The organism is Acinetobacter sp. neg1, from assembly GCF_000788125.1.
Taxonomy (GTDB): Bacteria; Pseudomonadota; Gammaproteobacteria; order Pseudomonadales; family Moraxellaceae; genus Acinetobacter; species Acinetobacter vivianii.
Window position 1 is genome coordinate 298,900 of the sequence record NZ_JSZD01000006.1, and the last position, 22,247, is coordinate 321,146.

The 22,247-nt window shown below is 41.6% G+C and carries 20 protein-coding genes; 10 read left to right on the forward strand and 10 right to left on the reverse strand.

The features are described from left to right. Positions 1-44 precede the first annotated feature (44 nt). Entirely contained in the window at positions 45-1,073 is a 1,029-nt protein-coding gene (locus PJ15_RS02400) for a putative 2-aminoethylphosphonate ABC transporter substrate-binding protein (protein ID WP_047429125.1), read from the forward strand. Positions 1,074-1,250: 177 nt separating this feature from the next. On the opposite strand, the gene PJ15_RS02405 is transcribed toward PJ15_RS02400, so the two are convergent. Continuing rightward, the gene (locus PJ15_RS02405; RefSeq protein ID WP_047427574.1) at positions 1,251-2,435 is read right to left on the reverse strand and encodes a benzoate/H(+) symporter BenE family transporter; all 1,185 of its coding nucleotides are present in this window, start codon (positions 2,433-2,435) and stop codon (positions 1,251-1,253) included. A gap of 93 nt (positions 2,436-2,528) precedes the next feature. On the opposite strand from PJ15_RS02405, the gene PJ15_RS02410 reads away from it, so the two are divergent. Then, entirely contained in the window at positions 2,529-3,098 is a 570-nt protein-coding gene (locus PJ15_RS02410) for a helix-turn-helix domain-containing protein (RefSeq protein WP_047427578.1), read from the forward strand. 30 nt (positions 3,099-3,128) lie between these two features. On the opposite strand, the gene PJ15_RS02415 is transcribed toward PJ15_RS02410, so the two are convergent. From PJ15_RS02415 to PJ15_RS02430, 4 genes are all read right to left on the reverse strand, one after another. Then, positions 3,129-3,803 carry a YjjG family noncanonical pyrimidine nucleotidase gene (locus PJ15_RS02415; RefSeq protein WP_004772237.1) on the reverse strand — a complete coding sequence of 225 codons (675 nt, stop codon included), beginning with the start codon at positions 3,801-3,803 and terminating at the stop codon, positions 3,129-3,131. A 197-nt stretch (positions 3,804-4,000) separates the two neighbouring features. Further along, complete coding sequence (gene mhpT, locus PJ15_RS02420) at positions 4,001-5,257, reverse strand: 3-(3-hydroxy-phenyl)propionate transporter MhpT (protein ID WP_047427581.1); 1,257 nt, start codon at positions 5,255-5,257, stop codon at positions 4,001-4,003. A 355-nt stretch (positions 5,258-5,612) separates the two neighbouring features. Further along, positions 5,613-6,269, reverse strand: coding sequence for a hypothetical protein (locus tag PJ15_RS02425; RefSeq protein ID WP_047427584.1), 657 nt, complete (start codon positions 6,267-6,269; stop codon positions 5,613-5,615). 360 nt (positions 6,270-6,629) lie between these two features. Next, complete coding sequence (locus tag PJ15_RS02430; RefSeq protein WP_047427587.1) at positions 6,630-7,328, reverse strand: type 1 glutamine amidotransferase domain-containing protein; 699 nt, start codon at positions 7,326-7,328, stop codon at positions 6,630-6,632. A gap of 92 nt (positions 7,329-7,420) precedes the next feature. On the opposite strand from PJ15_RS02430, the gene PJ15_RS02435 reads away from it, so the two are divergent. The 3 genes from PJ15_RS02435 (at position 7,421) to PJ15_RS02445 (ending at position 9,991) form a co-directional block, all read left to right on the forward strand. Continuing rightward, on the forward strand, positions 7,421-7,840 hold the full coding sequence (locus PJ15_RS02435; protein WP_047427589.1) for a MerR family transcriptional regulator: 420 nt from the start codon (positions 7,421-7,423) through the stop codon (positions 7,838-7,840). Between the two features lie 111 nt (positions 7,841-7,951). Then, a complete protein-coding gene (locus tag PJ15_RS02440; protein WP_047427592.1) occupies positions 7,952-8,755 on the forward strand; it encodes a type 1 glutamine amidotransferase domain-containing protein in 804 nt (267 codons plus the stop codon). 189 nt (positions 8,756-8,944) lie between these two features. Continuing rightward, on the forward strand, positions 8,945-9,991 hold the full coding sequence (locus PJ15_RS02445; RefSeq protein WP_047427594.1) for an acetoacetate decarboxylase: 1,047 nt from the start codon (positions 8,945-8,947) through the stop codon (positions 9,989-9,991). Between the two features lie 309 nt (positions 9,992-10,300). On the opposite strand, the gene PJ15_RS02450 is transcribed toward PJ15_RS02445, so the two are convergent. Next, positions 10,301-11,530, reverse strand: a complete 1,230-nt coding sequence (locus tag PJ15_RS02450; RefSeq protein ID WP_047427598.1) for an NADH:flavin oxidoreductase/NADH oxidase family protein — start codon at positions 11,528-11,530, stop codon at positions 10,301-10,303. A 175-nt stretch (positions 11,531-11,705) separates the two neighbouring features. Continuing rightward, positions 11,706-12,536, reverse strand: a complete 831-nt coding sequence (locus tag PJ15_RS02455) for an alpha/beta fold hydrolase (RefSeq protein ID WP_032869652.1) — start codon at positions 12,534-12,536, stop codon at positions 11,706-11,708. 426 nt (positions 12,537-12,962) lie between these two features. On the opposite strand from PJ15_RS02455, the gene PJ15_RS02460 reads away from it, so the two are divergent. The 4 genes from PJ15_RS02460 (at position 12,963) to PJ15_RS02475 (ending at position 17,717) form a co-directional block, all read left to right on the forward strand. Next, the gene (locus tag PJ15_RS02460) at positions 12,963-13,859 is read left to right on the forward strand and encodes an acetoacetate decarboxylase family protein (protein WP_047427602.1); all 897 of its coding nucleotides are present in this window, start codon (positions 12,963-12,965) and stop codon (positions 13,857-13,859) included. Positions 13,860-13,893: 34 nt separating this feature from the next. Then, on the forward strand, positions 13,894-15,138 hold the full coding sequence (locus tag PJ15_RS02465) for a saccharopine dehydrogenase family protein (RefSeq protein WP_047427605.1): 1,245 nt from the start codon (positions 13,894-13,896) through the stop codon (positions 15,136-15,138). Between the two features lie 56 nt (positions 15,139-15,194). Continuing rightward, positions 15,195-16,640: a coniferyl aldehyde dehydrogenase gene (locus PJ15_RS02470; RefSeq protein WP_047427606.1), complete on the forward strand. Its 1,446-nt coding sequence runs from the start codon at positions 15,195-15,197 to the stop codon at positions 16,638-16,640. A 90-nt stretch (positions 16,641-16,730) separates the two neighbouring features. Continuing rightward, entirely contained in the window at positions 16,731-17,717 is a 987-nt protein-coding gene (locus tag PJ15_RS02475) for an NAD(P)H-quinone oxidoreductase (RefSeq protein ID WP_047427609.1), read from the forward strand. 48 nt (positions 17,718-17,765) lie between these two features. On the opposite strand, the gene PJ15_RS02480 is transcribed toward PJ15_RS02475, so the two are convergent. Beyond that, positions 17,766-18,749, reverse strand: coding sequence for an NAD(P)H-dependent flavin oxidoreductase (locus PJ15_RS02480; protein WP_005257745.1), 984 nt, complete (start codon positions 18,747-18,749; stop codon positions 17,766-17,768). Between the two features lie 377 nt (positions 18,750-19,126). On the opposite strand from PJ15_RS02480, the gene PJ15_RS02485 reads away from it, so the two are divergent. Next, entirely contained in the window at positions 19,127-19,429 is a 303-nt protein-coding gene (locus PJ15_RS02485) for a DUF3817 domain-containing protein (protein ID WP_047427612.1), read from the forward strand. A 70-nt stretch (positions 19,430-19,499) separates the two neighbouring features. Here the strand turns inward: PJ15_RS02485 and PJ15_RS02490 are convergent, their stop codons facing one another. Then, positions 19,500-20,531 (reverse strand): M20/M25/M40 family metallo-hydrolase, encoded by a 1,032-nt coding sequence (locus tag PJ15_RS02490; RefSeq protein WP_047427615.1) that lies wholly within the window; start codon positions 20,529-20,531, stop codon positions 19,500-19,502. A gap of 184 nt (positions 20,532-20,715) precedes the next feature. Continuing rightward, on the reverse strand, positions 20,716-22,179 hold the full coding sequence (gene iaaH, locus PJ15_RS02495; RefSeq protein ID WP_047427618.1) for an indoleacetamide hydrolase: 1,464 nt from the start codon (positions 22,177-22,179) through the stop codon (positions 20,716-20,718). Positions 22,180-22,247: the final 68 nt, after the last annotated feature.

The window sequence follows — 22,247 nt, forward strand, 5'->3', positions numbered from 1 at the left end:
CCATCAACTCAGCAATCGTTGCATCATTATTCAAGGGCGCTCTCATGACACATTTATATCGATCTCTTTCTCTTTTAACCCCAACATTGATGGGCAGTTTGCTGTCGGCAACCCTCACCTCAGCTGGTGAAATTACTGTCTATACTGCATTAGAATCTGATCAGCTGGCTGCATATAGTGCAAAAATTCGTGAAGACTACCCTGATTTAAAAATTAAATGGGTACGTGATTCAACGGGTGTCATTACCGCACGTTTGCTTGCAGAACAAAAAAATCCAAAAGCAGATGTGGTAGCAGGTCTTGCAGTGACGAGCTTGATGTTGCTGGATCAGAGAAATATGTTGCATCCTTACGCACCTGTGAGCGTGGAAAAATTAAATAAACAATTCGTCAGCCCAAAAAAAGTGCCGACCTGGACGGGTATGGATGCGTGGGAATCAGCATTGTGCGTCAATAGTATCGAATTGAAAAAGCGTAAACTTCCAGTTCCTCAAACGTGGGCAGATCTAACCAAGCCCATCTATAAAGGCTTAATCGTCATGCCAAATCCTGCATCAAGTGGGACTGGGTATTTAGATGTATCTGCATGGCTACAACTATTTGGACAGCAAAAAGCGTGGACATATATGGATGCGCTGCATAAAAATATTTCCCAATATACCCATTCAGGTTCTAAACCGTGTCAGATGGCTGCACAGGGTGAAGCTGTGATTGGTATTTCTTTTGGTTATCGTGCTGCTCAGTTGAAACAACGTGGCGCACCGTTAGAAATCGTGTTTCCTAAAGAAGGCTTAGGTTGGGAAATGGAAGCCTCTGCGATTGTTAAAGGAACAAAAAATCTGGCAGATGCACAAAAATTTATTAACTGGACGGTGAGTAAAAAAGCCAATGAAGCCTATGCCAAGAACTTTGCTGTGGTGGCTTATCCGAACGTGGCGAAACCGATGCCATTCCGACCAGCCCAGATTAACCAAATGATGATTAAGAACAATTTTGAGTGGGCTGCGAAAAACCGCGATGGTATTTTAAAAGAATGGACTAAACGCTACGATGGTAAAACCGAGAAAAAATAATCTTCAGCATTGCGATGAGGAGGATGTTCTGTAGCTTGGTCTGCCTTCCTCCCCACCGCTATTTTTATATTTGCTGTATCCTAAAACGTACTTTTTTAGATGAAATATATGATTGATGTTAAGTTCAACGATCTGGCGGAGGGTTGAACTTTTCATGGGCAGCTAAAAGCCGATTCTCTACGCTATTTTATGATCACGTTTCACTAAAATCTGATACGCAATAATTCCGCCGACCAAGCCCCAAAATGCTGAACCGATTCCCAATAAGGTAACGCCCGATGCGGTGAGAAGAAAACAAATAATCGCTGCATCACGGCCTTGTTCGTCTGCCAATGCTTGATGCAGACTGTTCATCAAGGTGGTGATTAAGGCCAATCCAGCAAGAATATGGATTAATACAGTTGGTAAGCCATTAAACAATATAAAAATTGCACCACCAAAAATCCCTGCGATTAAATAGAAGATCCCTGCCCATGTAGATGCAATATAACGTTTTGCAGGATTTGGATGAACATCAGGCGCCATACAAAGCGCTGCAGTAATGGCTGCAATACAGATACTAAAACCACCCCACGGCGCTAAAATAATCGCGGTTAAGGACGTACATACCAGCAACATTGACGTTTTAGGTGAATAACCGCTGGCCTGTAAAATTGCAATACCTGGCGCATTTTGAGATGCGAGAGAGACAATAAAAAATGGAATCCCCACACCAATCAGCGTAGTCATGGTGAAATGCGGCTGGATAAAGGTTGGAAGCGTAAATACGCTGCTGGTCTGTGTAAAATGCAAATCCCCACTGAGTCCTGCAACAACAATTCCTGTAATTAACGTTGCAATAATGGCATAGAGTGGAAACCAGCGGCGGGTCAAAACAAATGCCGCCAACATGGCAATACACAGGATAAAGTTGACCTGTAATGCTTCAAATGTACTTAAACCAAAGCGTAACAGGATGCCCGCCAGCATCGCAGAAGCGATGGAGCGTGGAATGTAATTCATGAGCTTGGCAAAAATACCGGTCGCGCCACATAACAGCATTAGTCCCGAAGCAAAAATAAACACCCCCACCACTTCATTAATACTTACTCCAGTCAGGCTGGTTGCAAGCAAGGCAATTCCGGGTGTCGACCATGCGGTTAAAATCGGAGTACGGTAATATAGCGACAATCCGATACTGGTGATCCCCATGCCGATACCCAGCATCATCAGCCAGCTTCCAGTTTGCGAAGCATCCAACCCAGCCCTTTCCAGCGCCTGCAAAATAATGGCCAAAGAACTGGCATAACCCACCAGTACGGCCACAAGCCCAGTCATGATCATGGCTGGTGAGGAAGACCTAAAAAATGCTAAGTTACGCATAGGAAGTACTTTACTGAAGATGACGGTAGAGTGACTAAAGTATCATCGTCTGTTATAACGGACAATCATTTTTAATCAAGAAGACTTCTATTTATGCAAGATATTCCCCCCAATGTTGCCGAAGCTTTAAAAAAATTAAGAACCGAGCGAGGTTTGAGTCTTAGTCAGACTGCTGAATTAACCGGTGTGAGTAAAGCGATGCTTGGGCAGATTGAGTTGGGTAAGTCGAGTCCGACTGTTGCAACGCTTTGGAAAATCGCCACAGGCTTCAATATTGCATTTTCGACTTTTCTTGAAGGTGGGCAAGCTCAAACTCAACCAGAGATTCATCATTTCAGTGATTTACCCGTTTTTGAACAGGATCATTCAGGAATGCGCGTCAGCCCTCTGATTCCTTTTGATGAAGAACTGCGAATGGATGTGTTGAAGATTGAATTGCTACCGGGTGCAAAAAGTGAATCTAGCCCACATGAGGCAGGCGTGATTGAGCATATTATTGTGTTTGCTGGGGTATTGCAGTTACAGCTTGAGGGGATGAATCATACTATTGCCGCAGGAGAATCTATCCGCTTTCATGCCGATATTCCACATACCTATACCAATACGGGTGAACAGATTGTGATTATGCACAATGTCATTCACTATCCACGTCCTATACCTTAACCTCTTATCAGCAAAGGCATGCTGTTGTTTTTATAGGATCTTGGTCAGATCTGACAAATGTTGAATGGTATAAGTAATATTCAGATTCTGTTCATTCTTGAGTTGTTTCGGGTTATACCAGCAGGTCGGGATTTCACAGGATGTTGCACCCTTGATATCTGCCTCTAAGCTGTCCCCAATAAAAAGTATTTCCTCTTTGGCGATATTACTTCTAGCTAAGCAGGTCTGAAAAAAACGCTGGTCAGGTTTTTCATAACCCACATCATCAGAAACATATAAATCAGAGAAATGCGGTAATAAACCCGCCAAGTGTAAACGTGCTTTTTGTTGAAGCAGAATGCTATTGGAAGCGGCAAAGAGTTTATATTTCTGGCTCAAATACTGGATTGCTTCTGCTGCACCTTCTTCAAGGGTATGTTCTTTTGCCAGATTACCTTGAAAGGTATCACGAAAATGATCGTGGTTAATTTCAACTTTTAGTGCAGTAAATAGTTCTTTAAAACGATTATTAATCACATCCTGTACGGTAATTTGACCTAACTTCTGTCTTTCCCATAAAAGATGGTTAATTTGTTTATAAGTTGAATAGGTCAGATCATCATGATGTAAATTGAATTCCCCAAATGATTTCACAAATGCCGAGCGATTCGCCACGCTAAAATTCAGCAAGGTATCATCAATATCAAAGAAAATCGCCTTATACATCCTACTCTTCCTATCTGTTCATCCTAAATCGCCGCTATTTTATTATACCGATAAGTCAAAAGCCAATGTACATCATCTTGAATCAATCATTGGCGTACTTGCAGACCAAAATAAAAAAGGAAACAGCCGTGCTATTTCCTTTGTTTGAGGACGTCGAAAAATGAATCCTTTTCTAACCTTCCATGAATAAGAGCAAATCAGGTGGTGACGATCTTTAGATTATCTTTTTCTTCTGCGGAATGCGTCGGCTTACGAAGTAAGATCAGTGCTGAAATGGCAGCCAATAAAATCATTGGAATACTTGAAGCAATCACCACAATTTCACTTTGACCTGTTCCAAGTAAATACCCCGCGACTAATGGGCCAGAAAACGCACCTATCCGGCCAATTGCGACGGCAGCACCCACTCCCGTACCTCGCATTTCTGTTGGATAATACTTGGCTGCTAAGGTATAGAGAATTGACTGACAACCAATCACAAACATACCGCATCCAGTTGCAAATAAGGTAAAGCTAAATGCGCTATTAGAATAAGCAAGACCAATCAGCGAGAGCAAAATACCACTATAAACACTTGCAACAATCACAAACTTATTCAACCGATCCAGCATAAAACCTAAAATGAGTACGCCGATTGAACCACCCAGATTAAAGCCAATCTGGATATAACTTGCTTGCTCTTTATTCAGTCCTAATCCTGAAATGAGGCTCGGTAACCAGTTCTGGAATAGTGCTAATACCAAAAGCGTTCCAAAGAAACTTAACCATAGACTAGAAGTGATCAGCACACGAGGCTTTGCAAATAAAACCGTCATCAAGCTTTGTTTTTTTGCTGGACTGGTCGCCGTTTTATTGAGATAAGCTTTTGATTCAGGTAAAAAGAAAATCAGAATAGGTACAAGCAATAAAGGTGCGATACCACCGAAATAGAAGATATGTCGCCACTCATGATCAGCAGTGAGAGATAAGGCAACCACCGAAGTGAGCACACCGCCAATCGGCATACCGCAATACATCACACTTACCGCCGTGGCTTTGTATTTTTCACTCACAGCCTCGGAAACCATAGTAATCACAATGGGCAAAGCCCCGCCCATACCTAATCCTGTCAAAAATCTTACCAATAGTAAGGTATTCAGTTGTTGGGCAAAAGGCGTTAATAAAGACATCAGGCCAAAAATAAGAATACAGCTAATAAATACTTTCTTACGTCCAATCGAATCGGCGATCCTTCCTGCAATCATGGCACCTGGTAAAGTCCCCAAAACCGCTGCGCTAAATACCCAGCCCATTTCCGTACTGTTCAGTAGCATTTCTGCTTTCATTCTGGGAGCCGCAACACCCATTGACTGCAAATCAAAGCCTTCAATAATGGCGAAAATAAAACATAAAACTAATGTAATGATCATGCCAATTTTTGATGACGGTGATGCGACTTCTGCATCCTTTAACATTTCTATCTTCCTTTTTGATTCTTCGAATTTATAATCTCTTGTATACAATCCTTTATGTTGGCATATTTTCAGAGAAAGCAAAAAAAGACTAGCAGAGCGAAAAAAGTTACGCAATACAAAATAAACTTATGCAATATGTAATCGTGGTTCATCGAGAGCATTTTTGAAACTCTGAATTTTTAACAATTATTAGTTAAATCTGACATCACCTTTCTTTAACTTTTTTGTGTTAGAAATATAAACCAGTTCAGCGAATGGATATTTGTGAACTATATTTGTATTTTAAAATGTTGATTATTTTTGTATAACCAACATTTTAAAATTGTATGAAAATCTGAATATTCTCATTATTTATCTAAAATAGATATGAAATAGCTAAATTTAGTCCTTTCAATGTTGTTTTATCTTCAGTTTTATTCACCTCCTGTTTAAAAATACGGTAGGCTGACATCACGCCAAGGTTTTTACTTAGCATACTTTTTACACCAAATCGATATTCCTCTGCATCGCTTTTATTTAAATCAAGATAGCCAACATCAATGAAACCAACGATTGGGGTTTTTCCTGCGATGAGACCTAATAAATATTCTCCATTAACATGAATACCAACACCAGAATCATTCCATTCAGGAATCATAGAAAAATCAAATTGCTCACGTTGACCAAAATATTCAACACTTGTCTGTACAGAACCTTTTGCTAACTTCTTTCGCCAGCCTAGGCCAAGACGATATTCATCTACATCAATACCTGGTTCTGGTAATGCATCCATATCAATAAAAGCGCCTTCATAATGTATATATCCAAACCATTGATCTTTATTTAGTTCGGCAACAATACCGTATGCTCGAGCATCGCCTGTTATTTTTGCACTTCCAGTATTTTTAACTTCAACTGTTGCTTTTGGAACGATATAGGTTGCAATGAATCCACCTACACTCTGCTCTGCAAAAGCTTGACTATTTATCAGTACACCTAAACTCACTACCGTTATATATCTTATGATTTTCACTATCACATCCTTGTGTAATTGCTAAATTTTAGGCATAAAGAATTACTGAAATATTGTGAACAATAAATCTTGAAAAAAATTTTAGGCCTTATATCTAGTACAATCGTTTTATTCTGAAATTAAAATAAATGATCAAATAAATTCTTAATCATCCCTGAAGCCTCATCGTGAGGAATGCTTCTTTCTTTTTAGAAATGTACCAAATCTGAAAATTAGGTCTATATAAAAAAAACAATATGTTGTATTGATAAAATCAATACAACATATTAAAAAATGGCTAGCCGTCAGTTGACGTTAAAACTTATTTTTTAGAGTCAGCAGTATAAATATTGTTTTATGCTTTAACTCATATGTTCCGATCTAATCGGTCTTCATCTTTAATGCTTCAATCATCGCAAATGCAGTCACACGCGCTGAAAATGGATTTTGTCCCGTAATCAGGTTGCCATCTCGAACGACATTTGGCATAAAAGGAATCAATTTCTTTTCATAATCTGCACCCCGCTCTTTTGCGAGTTGTTCTGCGTTATAGGGCACTTTTTTTGCCACACCAGCCAATACTTCTTCGCACCAAGCAAAGCCAGTCAGCTTTTTACCTGCAATCAAGTATTGTCCATTTGAAAGCTGAACATTGAGCAATCCACAATAACCATGACAGACACTGGCAACGATGCCACCTTTTTCATAAATATTCTTGGTGATCTGTTGCAGCTCAGGATTATCTAAAAAGTCCCACATCACACCATGTCCACCCGTGTAATAAATCGCATCGTAATCTTGCCAATTAATCTCGGCAGGTTTCTTGGTTGTTTCCAGTAATTGCATAAATGCAGGATCATTTTTGCGTTTTAAAACAGAAGCATCAGCCACGAAACGCTCTAGTGATTTAGGCTCAATCGGCGAACGATCGCCTAAAGGACTCACAATATCTTGAATATAATCATGCTTTTCAAACTCGTCATAGGCATGGGTCAACTCTCCTAACCATAGACCTGTTGGACGATCAACTTTTTCATATTGGGCAACATTGGTCACCACATGCAGGATACGTTTAGACATTTTTCACCTCAGCTTTTAACGTTATTTTTAGTCTTGCTTTTGTCTCACTATAAGTCTAAAGTTAGCTTTAATGTCAAGAGGAAATCGGTAAAATGAATATCAGTGAATTATCGAAACGTAGTGGTTTAACCACTCCAACGATTCGTTATTATGAGCAGATTAAACTGTTACCGAAAGCAAAGCGCAAATCGAATGGTTATCGTGAATATAGCGAAAATGACCTCAAACAATTATTCGTGATTCAGCAAGCACAACAAGTCGGTTTCTCTTTGACCGAGATCAAGGCTTTTCTCCCTTCAAATGTCAGCTCTTGGGATCATGATGTTCTGATTAATCTGCTGGAAAGTAAAATCAAGGATATTGAAGACTTAGAGCAGAAACTGGCCATGAGCAAACAGAATCTTCGAGTGATGATTACTGCAATTAACAACAAGCCAGATGAAATCACCTGTGCAGAAAATGCGCAGCGCTTGCTCAATCTTTACTATAGCAATGACAACGCTGAAAAATAATCGGCACCTCTTTTATCGTTCTTTCCTCATCCGAAACTGATCAAAAGCTATTGACCTTAAACCTCACTTTAAGCATAGGATCTTTGACAGGTGATTAATGAGGAACCTGTCATGTTGCAACGTTGGAATCTTCAAAAGTGGTTGATCAGTATTTTTATGCTGATCTTTTCGGTTAACTCGGCCTTAGCGGCTGAATCTGTACAAAATATACAAACGAAATCCTTAGGTAAAATTCTGGTGGTGATGACCAACCACGCTGCTTACCCTTCTCGTTCAGATCATACAGGCTTATGGTTGACTGAACTGACCCATTTTTATGATATTGCACAAGCTGCTGGCTATGACATGGATTTCGTTAGTCCACAAGGTGGCTCTGTTCCTTTAGATGAACGCAGCCTAAAGCCCATTTATCTAGATAAATCTGCCAAAGCACATCTTGCAGATCCTAAATTTATGCAGCGTTTAAATAATACACTTGCACCTGCTGCGATTGATCCATCCCGTTACAAAGCAATTTATTATACGGGCGGTCACGGCACCATGTGGGATTTCCCCAAAAATGAGGGCCTGAAAAAGATCAGTGAGCAGATTTACCAGCAAGGTGGTGTGGTATCCGCTGTTTGTCATGGTGTAGGAGGTTTATTGTCGCTTCAGGACGATCAGGGCAAAGCATTGATTGCAGGTCGAACTGTAACAGGATTTGCCAATATTGAGGAAACACTCTCAGGCATCAAATCGCAAGTCCCTTTATCATTGCAAGATGGACTGGTACAACGCGGCGCACATTATAAGCGTGCGTGGGTGCCATTTACGTCTTATGTGGTTGTGGATGACCGCATTATTACAGGACAAAATCCACAGTCGAGTAAAGAAATTGCGGAAGCTGTGGTCAAACGTCTTAGTACTTTAAAATAAAAAATGCCATTAAAGCCAGATCCTAACAATCTGGCTTTTTTATTAAAAATAGATATTTCTCAATAAGATTTATATTTCCCTATTGATTCATTGTTCTCATGCATCGAATGAGTGAAAGCCTTCAAAAAATGCTTGACCTTAAAGTGAGCTTTAATCTTAGCATCTTAAAAGATTAACAGGAGGAATCTCATGAACTTCAATCAACGTCATTTAAGTCGTTCAATCTCGGCAATAGCAGCAAGTGTATTGCTCAGCACTGCAACTTATGCAACTGAGCCCAATCAGCTCGCAAATCAAATCCATACCTCACAGAACACAGCGCAAACCACTGTTGTTGAATTTGGTCCTTATAAAGTCAATGTGCCTAAAGGTGGTTATTACGATCGTTTTCGTATGAATCCTGATTTAGATGAAGTGGCAAAAGACCCAGCCGCAGGAAATATTGATTATTTCCGTACTATTCCTAAAAAGCTGGTAGATACGCGTGTGGGTAAAGTCTGGTCACCAAATTTTTATTACCGTACCAGCAATGTACAATTGTTGATGCTTGCCCCAATCGCAAAATTAAAAACCAAGCTACCTGCACCGCTTGAACCCTTACAACCTTTTCCCGGTTATGGTTTAGTTTCTCTAACCTTCTTTTCCTATGCTGTGGGAGATGTCGATCCATACGATGAAGTTTCTGTTGCCATTGTGGTTCGCCAGCCTGGTGCACATCATTTCAATAGCACTGAATTATTAAGCTCAATGCGTAAGCATAAATATTATGGTTATGTACTGGCCTTACCTGTCGATACGGAAATTGCTCGTGTTCGCGGTGTTTATGGCTACCAGTTACCGAAATGGCTCACACCGATTGATCTGAATATTGGCAGTCAAAAACTACAGGCCCAGATTTTTAATACAGATGGTCAACCTGATTTAAGTCTGACTGCGCCTTTGCCAAAAATTAAAACGGTGAAGCCGCAATCAAGAATTGAAACCAAGACCATGTATCAACTGGTTGACGGTAAATGGCACAGCACTTCTGTAGAGTCAAATACATTGGCGTTTGGACAAAAGTTATTTCCAAAGGACGTGCAACTGGTTCGTAGTGGCGGGCCATTGACGAAACTTCTGAATGATTTAGGTGCGGAGAAGATCTTACGTCTCGATGTGGTCAAAGATGCTCAATTAGCCCTGAATATGCCTGTTCCTTATCCTGCGCTGGATGAGGTCAGCAAGCATAAAAAGTAAGTTGATTATATGACCAGTACCCGTTTTCAGATTGAAAGCGGGTATTTTTTATTTGCACTAAAATGTTTGTCGTTTTAAAAATAGAAAATTCTCATCTTTGGTCAATTATTTCTTTTTAGTTTTAAACCTAAGTACCCATCTTATTTGCTTGTGTAGGATTGTAAAACATTGGGTTGATGTCTAATTGTTTGATCCTAGATTGCAAAAGAGCTCTCAATAAAAAAGCCAATGACAGAGGTGCTGCCATTGGCTGTCGCTTCATAATTCAAACTATAAAAAGTTTAGAAGCTCTGCTGCTGTTTAATATGCTTAGGCATAATGACGCATCTGGTTTTTATAAAGACGGGTACGGCGTGCCATCGCAGCTTGTTGCAGAATCAGTGCCCAAAGTGGAGAAACTTTTGGATTCGGGTGCTTTCCAAGGCTCAATTTACGCAACTGAAATTTCACTGTGGCCATATTTGCCAAAGAAGCCAGCGTTTTGTTTTTCCAATGGATGGGCTGTAATTCAGGTGCCGTGTTCTGCCCTTGCTGCCATTGATGAGGTAAATTTGGTTCGATTGCCAACGCAGTTGCAATCCCGACCATATCAACACCGCTTTCAATTACTTGCTCAGCCACCTGTTTACGGCGAATTCCCCCCGTTACCATCACTGGCATCTTGGCTACTTTGCGGATCTCCTGAGCAAATTCCAGAAAATAAGCTTCACGTGCCAAGGTGCGTCCATCACGTGCCTGTCCTTGCATGGCAGGTGCTTCATAGCTACCACCAGACAGCTCAACCAGATCGACTGCTAATCCATTTAGCATCTGCACCACTTGCTGTGCATCTTCCGCGCTAAAACCACCACGCTGAAAATCTGCTGAATTGAGTTTCACAGCCACAGTAAATGTCTCAGAAACCACAGCACGCACTGCTTTAACTATCTCGATTAGGATACGCGCCCGATTTTCCAGAGAACCGCCCCATTGATCCTGACGTTTATTGCTGAGTGGTGAAAGGAACTGGCTAAGTAAATAACCATGCGCTGCGTGGATTTCAACACCTGTAAAGCCAGCTTTTTCACCTAGACGTGCAGTATTGGCAAAGCGGTCTATCACTTCCTGAATCATGTCCTGATTCATTTCAATTGGCGTATTAAAACGATCTGACATTTTGCCCAAATCTAGTGCAACGGCTGAAGGCGCCCAAGTATCCTGACCTAAATTGGATTGCATCTGACGCCCCGGATGATTGATCTGCAACCAGACTTGTGCGCCTTTAGAACGACCGATTTGTGCCCAACGCTTAAAGGTGTCCAGATGCTGTTCATCTTCAAGTACCACGCCGCCAGGCCCTGTCATTGCACGGCGATCCACCATCACATTACCGGTAATGATTAAACCGACACCACCATCCGCCCATGCCTGATATAAACGCATCAGTTCTTCCGACGGCGCATGATTGATATCTGCCATATTTTCTTCCATTGCTGCTTTTGCAATGCGGTTGGGAATATCAGAACCATTCGGGAAAACCAGTTTTTCAAATACTTTCATTTTTGTGACCTCATTGAGTATGGATTTACTTTAAGATTAAAGCCAACTTTAATGTCAATGGTTTTATCAAATGGAATAATATATTTTTTATAAATATTTTTTATATTCAGTTAATTAGGTAATAGAAAAATAGAGGCACGCAGGCCTCTATTTTGATTGTGTTGAGTAAAATGGATTATTGGCGGATAAATGCCAGTAAATCTGGATTAATCACATCCGCGTTTACGGTGAGCATCCCATGTGAGAAACCTTTATACGTTTTTAACGTGCCGTTTTGCACTAGCTTGGCTGACAATGCGCCCGAATTTTCATAAGGAACCACCTGATCATCATCGCCATGCATCACCAGCACAGGTACAGAAATCTTTTTCAAATCTTCTGTAAAATCGGTTTGGGAAAAAGCCACGATGCCATCGTAATGTGCTTTGGCACCGCCCATCATGCCTTGTCGCCACCAGTTCCAGATCACAGGCTCGGATGGTTTTGCATCAGGACGATTAAAACCATAGAAAGGACCAGCAGGCAAATCGTAATAAAATTGCGATCTATTCTTGAATAACTGGTTTTGCAGGTCATCAAACACTTCTTTCGGTAAGCCGTCAGGATTATTCGGCGTTTTCACCATAATCGGCGGCACGGCACTCACCAGCACGGCTTTGGCAACATTTTCTTCGCCATGACGCGCGATGTAATGTGCTACTTCCCCACCTCCTGTTGAATGTCCGATATGAATGGCATTCTTAATCCCGAGATGTTGTACTACCGCAGCGACATCATCAGCATAATGATCCATATCATGTCCATCCCAAACCTGACTGGAACGGCCATGCCCACGACGATCATGTGCGACGACACGGAAACCTTCGTTTAAGAAAAAAAGTAACTGGGCATCCCAATCATCTGAGCTCAGTGGCCAGCCATGATGGAAAAAGAGGACCTGTGCATCTCGTGGACCCCAGTCCTTATAAAAAATTTCTACACCATCTTTTGTCGTAACGTACGCCATCTTTGTTTCTCCTGTGTAAGATTTACACTGTCGAGTCATGATCTATGTTGTAATTCATGTCGGTAAAATCACATTATTTTTAAAACTATCTGTATGGATAGCCACTCTATACTAAGGTTAAAGCTAACTTTAAGGTCAACGGGTTTAGTCCCATTCTGATAATAAAAATGTAATTTTATAATTTAGAAATAAAAGACAAAATCGAAGATGAGCTATTGAAATTCAATGTTTTATTGAAGATTTAAAAATATTTGATTGTCTATTCTGTTTACATACTTTCAACGAATAAAGCGCCCGTTTTTCAAAACAGAAATTTTAGGGCTTGACTTTAAAGTTAGCTTTAATCTTATAGTGATCTCATATGACAAATGCATAGATTCTTATACAGGCATTTTGAATAACTTGATCAATTAAAGGTTAACCAATATGAACAGCAATAAACAGTTTACTGAAGTTGAGTTTGGACAACAAAAGGTTAGCGTTCCAAAAGGTGGCTACTATGACCGTTTTAGAATGAACCCCAACCTTGATGAAGTTGCTCAGGATCCTGCTGCTGGAAATATCGATTTTTTCCGTAAGATTCCAAAGAAGCTGGTCGAATCGAGAGTTGGCCCTGTCTGGGCTCCTAATTTTTATTATCGTAGTAGTAGTGTGCAAGTACTGATGTTGGCACCATTGAAAAAACTTAAGAAAAAGTTACCTGCGCCTTTACAACCTTTACGCACGTTGCCTGGTTATGGCTTGGTGGCATTAACCTTCTTTCGTTATTCTGTTTGCGATAACGATCCGTATAACGAAGTCTCGGTTGCAATTGTTGTGCGTAAACCAGAGGCGCATGGCTCACATGTTTTAGAGCTGGCCAATTCGATTCGACAACGTCACTTTTATGCTCATGTATTAGCATTGCCTGTCGATACCGAGATTGCACGCGTTCGTGGCGTATATGGCTATCAACTGCCGAAATGGCTCACCGAAATTAATGTCGAGATTCATCCCGATCAAATTCATGCAAATCTGACAGATACCACAGGCAAGATCGATTTAAGCCTGACCGCAGTGACACCTGCTTTACAGCATGTGAAATCTGAATCTCGAATGACTGAAGCGACGATGCTGCATCAAGTTGATGGCAAATGGCATCAAACACTGGTGCAATCTAATCCCCTTTCATTGGCACAGCAATTATTACCGAAAAAGGTCAAGTTGCTTCGTCATGGCGGGCCTTTAAGCCAGTTACTGGATGAGCTGGGAGCATCCAGAATTCTTCGTCTGGATGTGGTAGAAGATGCTCAGGTTGTGCTCAATTTACCGAAACCACTTTAAATATTAAACCACTTAAAATGAAGGAAAATAAACAATGACACAAACCAATTATGATCTTGTTGTATTCGGTGCCACCAGTTTTGTTGGGCAAATTCTGACCCGATATCTGGCAGAATATTTTTCGACCCAACAGGAACAACTGAGCTGGGCCATTGCGGGCCGCTCTCAACAAAAATTACAAGACCTTAAAAGTAGTTTAGGTACTTTGGGAGAATCTTTGCCGATCCTGATCGCCGATGCAAGCAATCAAGCTGAGCTAAACGCATTGTGCGCACAGACGCGTGTGGTGGTTTCAACAGTTGGCCCTTACGCTTTATATGGCGAACCCTTGATTCAGGCCTGTGTAACCAATGGTACAGATTATTGTGATCTGACAGGTGAAACCCAATGGATCAAAAAAATGATCGAGAAATACGAATCTCAAGCCCAGCAATCAGGCGCACGCATTGTGCATTGTTGTGGTTTTGATTCAGTTCCATCGGATATGGGGGTTTATTACTTACAGCAACAGGCTCAAAAACAGTTCAATGCACCTGCAACGCAAGTCAGCATGCGGGTCAAGACCTTAAAAGGTGGTGCGTCGGGTGGCACAGTTGCGAGTCTTATTAATGTAATTCAAGAAGCTGCTGCTGATCCTGCACTACGTAAAGATCTGGTCAATCCTTATGTGCTTTGCCCGCCTGATCATGGCAATAGCCAACACCAAATTTATATTAAAACTGCGAAATTCGATTCAGATTTTAATGCATGGATTGCGCCATTTGTGATGGCAGCAGTCAATGAGCGTGTTGTGCATCGTTCTAACGCGTTGTCAGGCAATGCCTATGGCAGCAACTTTAGCTATAACGAAGCCATTTTAACTGGCGAAGGTTTAAAAGGACGTTTCAAAGCCTTAGGCGTGGTTTCTGGCTTAGGTATCTTCATGCTCGCCGCAGTGAGTAAACCTGTGAGCCAGCTGATGGAACGTTATATGTTGCCAAAACCAGGTGAAGGCCCTACCCCAGAACAGCAGCGTACAGGACGTTTTGATTTACGTTTTGTCGGCAAAACTGAAGCAGGTCAAATCCTAAAAATCAAAGTCACAGGTGATCGTGATCCAGGCTATGGCTCTACTGGAAAAATGTTGGGACAAGCTGCCTTAAGTCTTGCAATTGATCATGTTAAAGAAGCTAAAAAAACGGGCCGTGCTGGTGGTTTCTGGACACCTGCAACCATGTTTGATGATCGGTTTATTCAACGTTTGACCAAGCATGCAGGCCTAGAGTTTCAACAGCTCTAAGTGTAGCCAATATCCACATGTCGGCAGCCTGTCTGCCAAAATTCATGAGGTTGAAGATGAACACATTTAACGATATCAGTCATGTGAACAATGCATCTGAAATATTGAAACAGCAACGTCAGGCTTTTCTGGCCGCGGAACCGCCAAGTCTGGCACAACGCAAAGCCAATCTGGCGAAGCTACGCGCCGCTGTGCTTGCCTATCGTACTGAATTACAAACCGCGGTCAGTGAAGATTTTGGACATCGTTCAGCACACGAAACAGATGTTATGGAACTGGTTGGGATTGTACAGTCGATTGATTATCTCTCACGTCATTTACGCCGATTCATGAAGGCTGAACGCCGTCATGTCAGCCTGTTTTATCGAGCTGCAAAAGCCCATGTGGAATATCAGCCCAAAGGCATCATTGGCGTGATGTCACCTTGGAACTATCCCGTTTCATTGACGCTTATCCCGCTCGCGACTGCATTGGCAGCGGGTAATCGGGCCATGCTTAAACCTTCCGAACTGACTCCACGTACCAGTGATGTGATGCACCGTATGCTTACAGCAACTTTTCCTATTGAGGAGGTTGCCGTGATTTTAGGTGGACCTGAAGTTGGAGCTGCTTTCAGTGCTTTGCCTTTTGATCATTTATTATTTACAGGCAGTACGCCTGTCGGTCGTAAAGTGATGAAGGCTGCTAGTGATCATCTTGTCCCGCTGACGCTTGAGCTCGGTGGTAAAAGTCCGGTGATTGTCGCCCGCGGACATGTAAATCGTCGAACCATGACCAGTATTGCCTATGGAAAATTGTCTAATAGCGGACAGACATGTGTTGCGCCTGATTATGCATTGATCCATGAAGATGATCTAGAAGACTTTATTCAGCAATTCAATGAGACGGTGACACGTTTCTATCCAGATGGGCCAGATTGTCAGGATTACAGTTCTATCGTGAGTGAACGTCACTATGCACGTTTGCAAGGCTTGCTGGATGAAGCACGTAAGCGCGGCGCCCGTGTGCTTGAAATGGGCACAAAACCCGAATCAGCTTCGGAGCGTATTCGTACCCTAGCTCCTACTTTGGTGGTTGGTGCGCGGGACGATGATGCCATTATGCAAGAAGAAATCTTTGGGCCAATACTACCCGTAAGAACCTATCGTCATATCGATGAAGTGATTGACTATATTAATCAGCGGGATCGCCCACTCGCCCTATATTATTTTGGTGAAAAAGATGCGGATTGTAAAAAACTGCTGAGACGAACCACATCAGGCAATGTCGGTATCAACAATACCATCATTCATGTTGCTCAAGATGACTTGCCATTTGGCGGTGTCGGGCCAAGCGGTATGGGCGCTTATCATGGTATTGAAGGATTCCGCTCCATGAGTCATGCCAAAGGTGTTTTTGATCAAGGACGCTGGAATTTTCCAAGCCTGTTACATGCCCCGTTTGGCAAATTTATGGAACTGGCACTTGCCGTCACATTAGGCAAGAAAAAGCCTGATGTTTAATTGAACGCTATGCAGTGGCGGTTTTCTATTCTCATTCTACCACTGCGATTTTACGCAAATTTATAAAATATTGAATAAGGTACAGGTCTCATGAAATGTATTACGTTTAACGGTGCGGGTGGCCCCGAAGTCATTACGGTCAGTGAAAGACCAATGCCGGAATTGAGTGATGAAGGAATATTAATCGAAGTGGTTGCCGCTGGTATCAATGGCCCAGATGTGATGCAACGTCAGGGCTTATATGCCCCTCCACCTGGTGTGACCGATATTCCAGGACTGGAGGTTTCAGGCATTGTGAAACAAGTCGGGAAATCTGTCAGCAAATTTAAAGCGGGTGATGAAGTATGCGCCCTCGTCCCTGGCGGTGGCTATGCTGAATACGTTGTCGCTCATCAGGATAATGTTCTTTTTATTCCCGAAGGACTGACTTTGGTGGAAGGCGGTATTTTACTTGAAACCTTTATGACAGTTTGGTCGCACTTATTCCAGCATGCCAAATTTCGCCCGAATAGTTCGATTTTAATTCATGGCGGTACCTCTGGTATTGGCACGACAGCAACCATGTTGACCCGAGCATTTGGCGCCACACAAATTTTTACTACGGTTTCTAGTGAAGCACATCAAAAAGCCAGTTTGGAACTTGGTGCGGATGTTGCCATTAATTATCACGAAAATGACTTTGTTGAAGAAGTCAAAAAACATACCGATGGTAAAGGCGTAGACTTCATATTGGATATTATTGCGGGTGATTATATTCAGCGAAATTATGACGTTGCCGCGATGAATGGCACCATTTTACAAATTGGTGTATTAAAAGGTCTCGCGCAGAACCTTAATATTTTTCCGATGTTAGCAAAACGCCTCACGCATACAGGCGCAACTTTACGCTCACAGTCATCCGAAGCCAAAGCGGAAGTGATGTCAGCCTTGCAGGAAAAAGTTTGGCCTTTAATTTCCAAAGGACAAATCAAACCTTTGCTTTATCAATCTTTTGATTTGGAACAGGCTCGTCAGGCCCATGAATTTTTAAATCAGGGTCAACATGTCGGTAAGCTGGCATTAATCGTGAAAAAATAATCTGGTTTTGAAAAGAGCTAAAAGTATTGCTTTTAGCTCTTTCTTTAATTAAATATTATTCAGCATTAAACGTTGTCTAGCTGCACGATATTCTCTTTCAAGACGATCAACCAGCTCGGCAACAGATGTGGTTGCTTTCACCGCATTTAGACCTTGCCCACATCCCCAGATGTCTCGCCACGCTTTCACTTTATGCTGTGTGCCATCTTCACTGGAAGTACTAAAATCCATGTCCTTCAAATTACCTTCGGGCAAATTGGCTGGATCAAGCCCTGCTGCACGAATACTTGGTGCCAGATAGTTGCCATGTACGCCAGTAAATAAGTTGGAATAGACAATTTCATCTGAATTATGATCAACGATGGCCTGCTTATAAGCATCCGTTGCATTGGCTTCATGAGTTGCGATAAATGCAGAGCCAATATAACCAAAATCAGCGCCCATCGCTTGCGCTGCCAAAATGGCATCCCCTGTAGAAATTGCCCCCGATAAGGCTAAAGGCCCATCAAACCATTCTCGGATTTCCTGAATTAATGGAAATGGGCTCTTTACGCCTGCATGTCCACCTGCACCTGCGGCTACTGCAATTAAGCCATCAGCACCTTTTTCTATGGCTTTTTGGGCAAAGCGATTATTAATCACATCATGCAAGACTACGCCACCATAACTATGCGTTGCATCATTAATTTCAGTTCGAGCGCCCAAAGAGGTAATCACAATCGGAACTTTGTATTTAACAATCAGTTCCATGTCATGTTCGAGACGATTATTACTTTTATGCACAATCTGGTTAATTGCAAATGGCGCTGCGGGACGGTCTGGGTGTAAGGCATTATGTTCTGCAATTCCATCTGTAATCTCTTTTAACCATTCCTCCAGCTTTTCTGCTGGACGTGCATTTAACGCAGGCATTGAGCCAACGATTCCAGCTTTACATTGAGCAAGCACCAGTTGAGGTGTGCTAATGATAAATAATGGAGATCCAATAACAGGAAGTCTTAAGTGCTTGAGTACTTCTGGAATGTTTGACATGAAATATGCCCTTTTTAAGATAAATTTTTATTTCAATACGCTCATCAAGCCATTTAAATCATCAACGCCTGATTTTGACTTCACCTGATCATATCGGGACAAATATTGTTATGCAACAAGTTGCATAACAATAATCCATGAAAGAATTTTATGAATCATGCTTGCACACTGATAATTTACATAAGATATTGAAATTGATTGTATAAAAATAAGGATATCAACCAGTCTGCTTAAAATTTATCACTTAGCTCAATACAGTTAATTGCTTAAATGTGCTTATCTTTCAAGTCTGTTACCTAGTCTCTCAAGGTGATGAGCGATAAAGATGATATGCTTCAGTCATTTTTATGGTTTTATTAATCTCCTGAGACGACGTTATGAGTGCTACCACCCAAAAATTGCAACGTTTACGTTTGGCTTCCATTCTTGAGGCTGTGACTTTATTACTTCTATTTGCCGTTGCGATTCCTGTTAAATACGCATTTGACCTACCGGTTGCTACCAAAATTATGGGGCCAATCCACGGCGTGGCATTTCTTTTCTATTTGTGGAATTTGATCAGCACGGCTGCGATATGGTCAAAAGCTGAATTGCTTCGATTATTTATACTGGCGTTTATTCCTTTTGGCGGCTTCTTTAACGAGAAATATATCGCTCAGCGACAAGCCAAGCTTAAATAGAAATACAAAGATTTATAAAAAAAGGAAATCACATGATTTCCTTTTTTTATTGCGTACAACACGCTCAAATTTAATTTTTATCGAGTGATTTTAATAAATAAATGACGGCATCACCTGCCAGTTGCATTGACTTGGGATCAACCTGTTCAATGGTGTCACATGCTTTGTGATAGCACGGTGCGAACTCAAGCTCGTCCCCTTTCATTTGTTCATTAAACAAGATGACAGCAGTCACTGGAACTTTACCTAAAAACGGAGCCGTATCGCTTGCGGTTAAGGTGGAGACATCTTCTTTAATTTTTAGATTTTTAGTTTTAAAAAATTCTTTGAGCATATTCTCTAAGGCTATGTCACCGCTATGGCTTGGAAGACTGCGTAAACCATCGAGTAAAGGCTTATAGTCCTGCTCCTGCATGCCACGTTCTTTTAACATTTTTTCCATCTCGTCTACAGAGGATTTATCCCCATCTGCAATCAAGATTTCAGGGTCTTTGGTGCCAACCATATCCAAGTTGATATAGGCTTTAATCGCTTTTAATTGCTCGGCAGTCAGTTTTTTCACATAAGCTTGAGAGCCTGCGATTCCCACTTCTTCTGAATCCCAGAATGCCAGATAAATAGTATGTTTAGGCTTTATTTTTTGAGTCGACAATTGTGTCATCAACTCAAGTAATAAGGCGACACCAGAAGCATTGTCATTTATACCAGGTCCCATTTTGACCGAGTCATAATGCGCCCCTAGTAAAATAATATTTTGTTTTGATTCACCTGGAATCTCCACAATAATATTCTGGCCTTTGGTCTTTTCACGATTTTCGAAAGTCTGAACCTCTGTACTAAAACCTGCTTTCTTGGCTTGATCTAAAATGTAATCCGCGCTCGCTAAACCGCCTTGCGTACCCACTGCACGATTGCCACCATGCTGTTTGGCAATGTGTTCAAAAGCATTTAGGTGCGCCATCATCTGTGCTGCATCCAGTTTTAAACCAGATTGATTCACATCTTCAGTTTTTTCTTTGGAATGTTGCTCGTTTTTTTGACAGCCGCTGATTGCAAATAGGCTACTTAAAATACATACACCTAAAATTTTCTTTAAAAACATAAGATAAAATTAAACCAATTTTTTTATAAAGTCAGTCTAATACTAGTTTTGCACCTGTGGATTTGCCATTTCAATTTGTATCCTTTTCACTTATCGATTGAGCCACAACGCTATCAGTGCTTATTTTCAGTAATACAAAACCCGTCTTCAATTAAACGGGCGATGTACTGAAGATGAAATTATATCAGCGATCATTTAAGCTGCTAAAAATCTGTTCTAGCGCTTGTCCAATTGCCAGAAGTTGCTGGTCCGTATGAGGTAAGCCATCAATTTCCAGCGCCACAGGAAGTTGTGATTTTTTCCCTCGACCAATGGGTAAACTAAGCCCCGGCAAGCCAATATTACTGCCCGGATCGGTATTACGAATCAGTCTTTGGAAATGTTCAATGGAGCTAACCTGCTCATCCGCAAGCGGTGCGACAATCGGCGAGGTTGGAAAAATCAAAGCATCAAGTTGATGATTCTCAAAGGTAGTTTGATAGAGTGCTAGCAGTTGTGGTTGAGCTTCCTGAATCGCCTTTTGATACAAAGGTTGAACGGGTACAGATTGCCCCGTTTCGTTCATGATCATTTCAGGTAATATATTTTGTTGGAAAATATGTTTTACATCTGGACTGGAAATCTGCTCGACCAAAGCTTCCAGACTCAGTTCGATCTCATGATGTTTTAAATACGCAATCAGGTCATATTTACCTTCATAAATCACCAAAGGAAATGAAATATTCTGGTTGAGCTGAGCCAAATCTGGCATATCCACGGGAATAATTTCGATAGCCGCGGTTTTTAACAGTTGTAGCGCTGTATGTGCCTGTTCATGGACATCTTCATCCAGATTCTCCCAAAAATAGGCATTGATTCCGAGTCTGATCGGTCGTGCAGGCAATGCAATAGGCTGAGCTAATGGTGCAATTAACTGATCAATCAGAATAATATCAGCCATACAATGCGCCATAGGCCCTGCTGTATCACGTGTATGCGAAATCGGGGTGATATCTGCTTGAGTATAGCGTCCAACTGTTGGGCGGAAGCCAACACAACCATTTAAGGCACTCGGTAATCGGACAGATGCACCTGTATCGGTTCCGATGGCAATTGGCACCATTCCTGCGGCAACTGCAACGGCACTGCCAGAAGAAGAACCGCCTGCAATATGTAAAGCATTAACTGCATTCCGTGTGCCGATCACACCGTCAATATGCATTGCGGTGTTATAACCTGTCACACCAAATGCCAATTCATGCATATGGGCTTTACCAACAATAATCGCCCCTTGATCAATCAGGGCCTGAATCACTGGTGCTGTGGTTTTGGGTCTGAAATCTGCCAAGGCTGGTGTTCCCGCTGTATTCGGAAAACCTGCGACATGAATATTATCCTTTACGGCAAGCAAGACCCCGATCAAGGCAGGACAAGCATGGCCTTCACGGATAGATTGATCCCAAAATTGTGCTTGCTGAATAGCTGCTGCTTTATCCGTCTGAATAAAAGCATTTAAGGCTTGCTGCTTTTCAATATTGTCAAAATAGTGGTGGACGAGTTGTTCGCAAGTGACTTTCCGCTCTTGTACCAGCCGGGTAATTTCGCCAATGGTGGCTTTATTTAGGTGAATGATTTGATCCGAATTTACTTTTTCATTCATGTTTAGCATAGCGACTTAAAATCCATTTAAGTAATTGTTTTGCTAATTTAGTACAGTTGTAAATTCCGAGGATATCC

Bases quoted from the DNA above. Each gene is read 5' to 3' on its own strand.
- PJ15_RS02400 (WP_047429125.1), top strand. From the start codon at position 45: ATGACACATTTATATCGATCTCTTTCTCTTTTAACCCCAACATTGATG.
- PJ15_RS02405 (WP_047427574.1), bottom strand. From the start codon at position 2,435: ATGCGTAACTTAGCATTTTTTAGGTCTTCCTCACCAGCCATGATCATG.
- PJ15_RS02410 (WP_047427578.1), top strand. From the start codon at position 2,529: ATGCAAGATATTCCCCCCAATGTTGCCGAAGCTTTAAAAAAATTAAGA.
- PJ15_RS02415 (WP_004772237.1), bottom strand. From the start codon at position 3,803: ATGTATAAGGCGATTTTCTTTGATATTGATGATACCTTGCTGAATTTT.
- mhpT (WP_047427581.1), bottom strand. From the start codon at position 5,257: ATGTTAAAGGATGCAGAAGTCGCATCACCGTCATCAAAAATTGGCATG.
- PJ15_RS02430 (WP_047427587.1), bottom strand. From the start codon at position 7,328: ATGTCTAAACGTATCCTGCATGTGGTGACCAATGTTGCCCAATATGAA.
- PJ15_RS02435 (WP_047427589.1), top strand. From the start codon at position 7,421: ATGAATATCAGTGAATTATCGAAACGTAGTGGTTTAACCACTCCAACG.
- PJ15_RS02440 (WP_047427592.1), top strand. From the start codon at position 7,952: ATGTTGCAACGTTGGAATCTTCAAAAGTGGTTGATCAGTATTTTTATG.
- PJ15_RS02445 (WP_047427594.1), top strand. From the start codon at position 8,945: ATGAACTTCAATCAACGTCATTTAAGTCGTTCAATCTCGGCAATAGCA.
- PJ15_RS02450 (WP_047427598.1), bottom strand. From the start codon at position 11,530: ATGAAAGTATTTGAAAAACTGGTTTTCCCGAATGGTTCTGATATTCCC.
- PJ15_RS02455 (WP_032869652.1), bottom strand. From the start codon at position 12,536: ATGGCGTACGTTACGACAAAAGATGGTGTAGAAATTTTTTATAAGGAC.
- PJ15_RS02460 (WP_047427602.1), top strand. From the start codon at position 12,963: ATGAACAGCAATAAACAGTTTACTGAAGTTGAGTTTGGACAACAAAAG.
- PJ15_RS02465 (WP_047427605.1), top strand. From the start codon at position 13,894: ATGACACAAACCAATTATGATCTTGTTGTATTCGGTGCCACCAGTTTT.
- PJ15_RS02470 (WP_047427606.1), top strand. From the start codon at position 15,195: ATGAACACATTTAACGATATCAGTCATGTGAACAATGCATCTGAAATA.
- PJ15_RS02475 (WP_047427609.1), top strand. From the start codon at position 16,731: ATGAAATGTATTACGTTTAACGGTGCGGGTGGCCCCGAAGTCATTACG.
- PJ15_RS02480 (WP_005257745.1), bottom strand. From the start codon at position 18,749: ATGTCAAACATTCCAGAAGTACTCAAGCACTTAAGACTTCCTGTTATT.
- PJ15_RS02485 (WP_047427612.1), top strand. From the start codon at position 19,127: ATGAGTGCTACCACCCAAAAATTGCAACGTTTACGTTTGGCTTCCATT.
- PJ15_RS02490 (WP_047427615.1), bottom strand. From the start codon at position 20,531: ATGTTTTTAAAGAAAATTTTAGGTGTATGTATTTTAAGTAGCCTATTT.
- iaaH (WP_047427618.1), bottom strand. From the start codon at position 22,179: ATGCTAAACATGAATGAAAAAGTAAATTCGGATCAAATCATTCACCTA.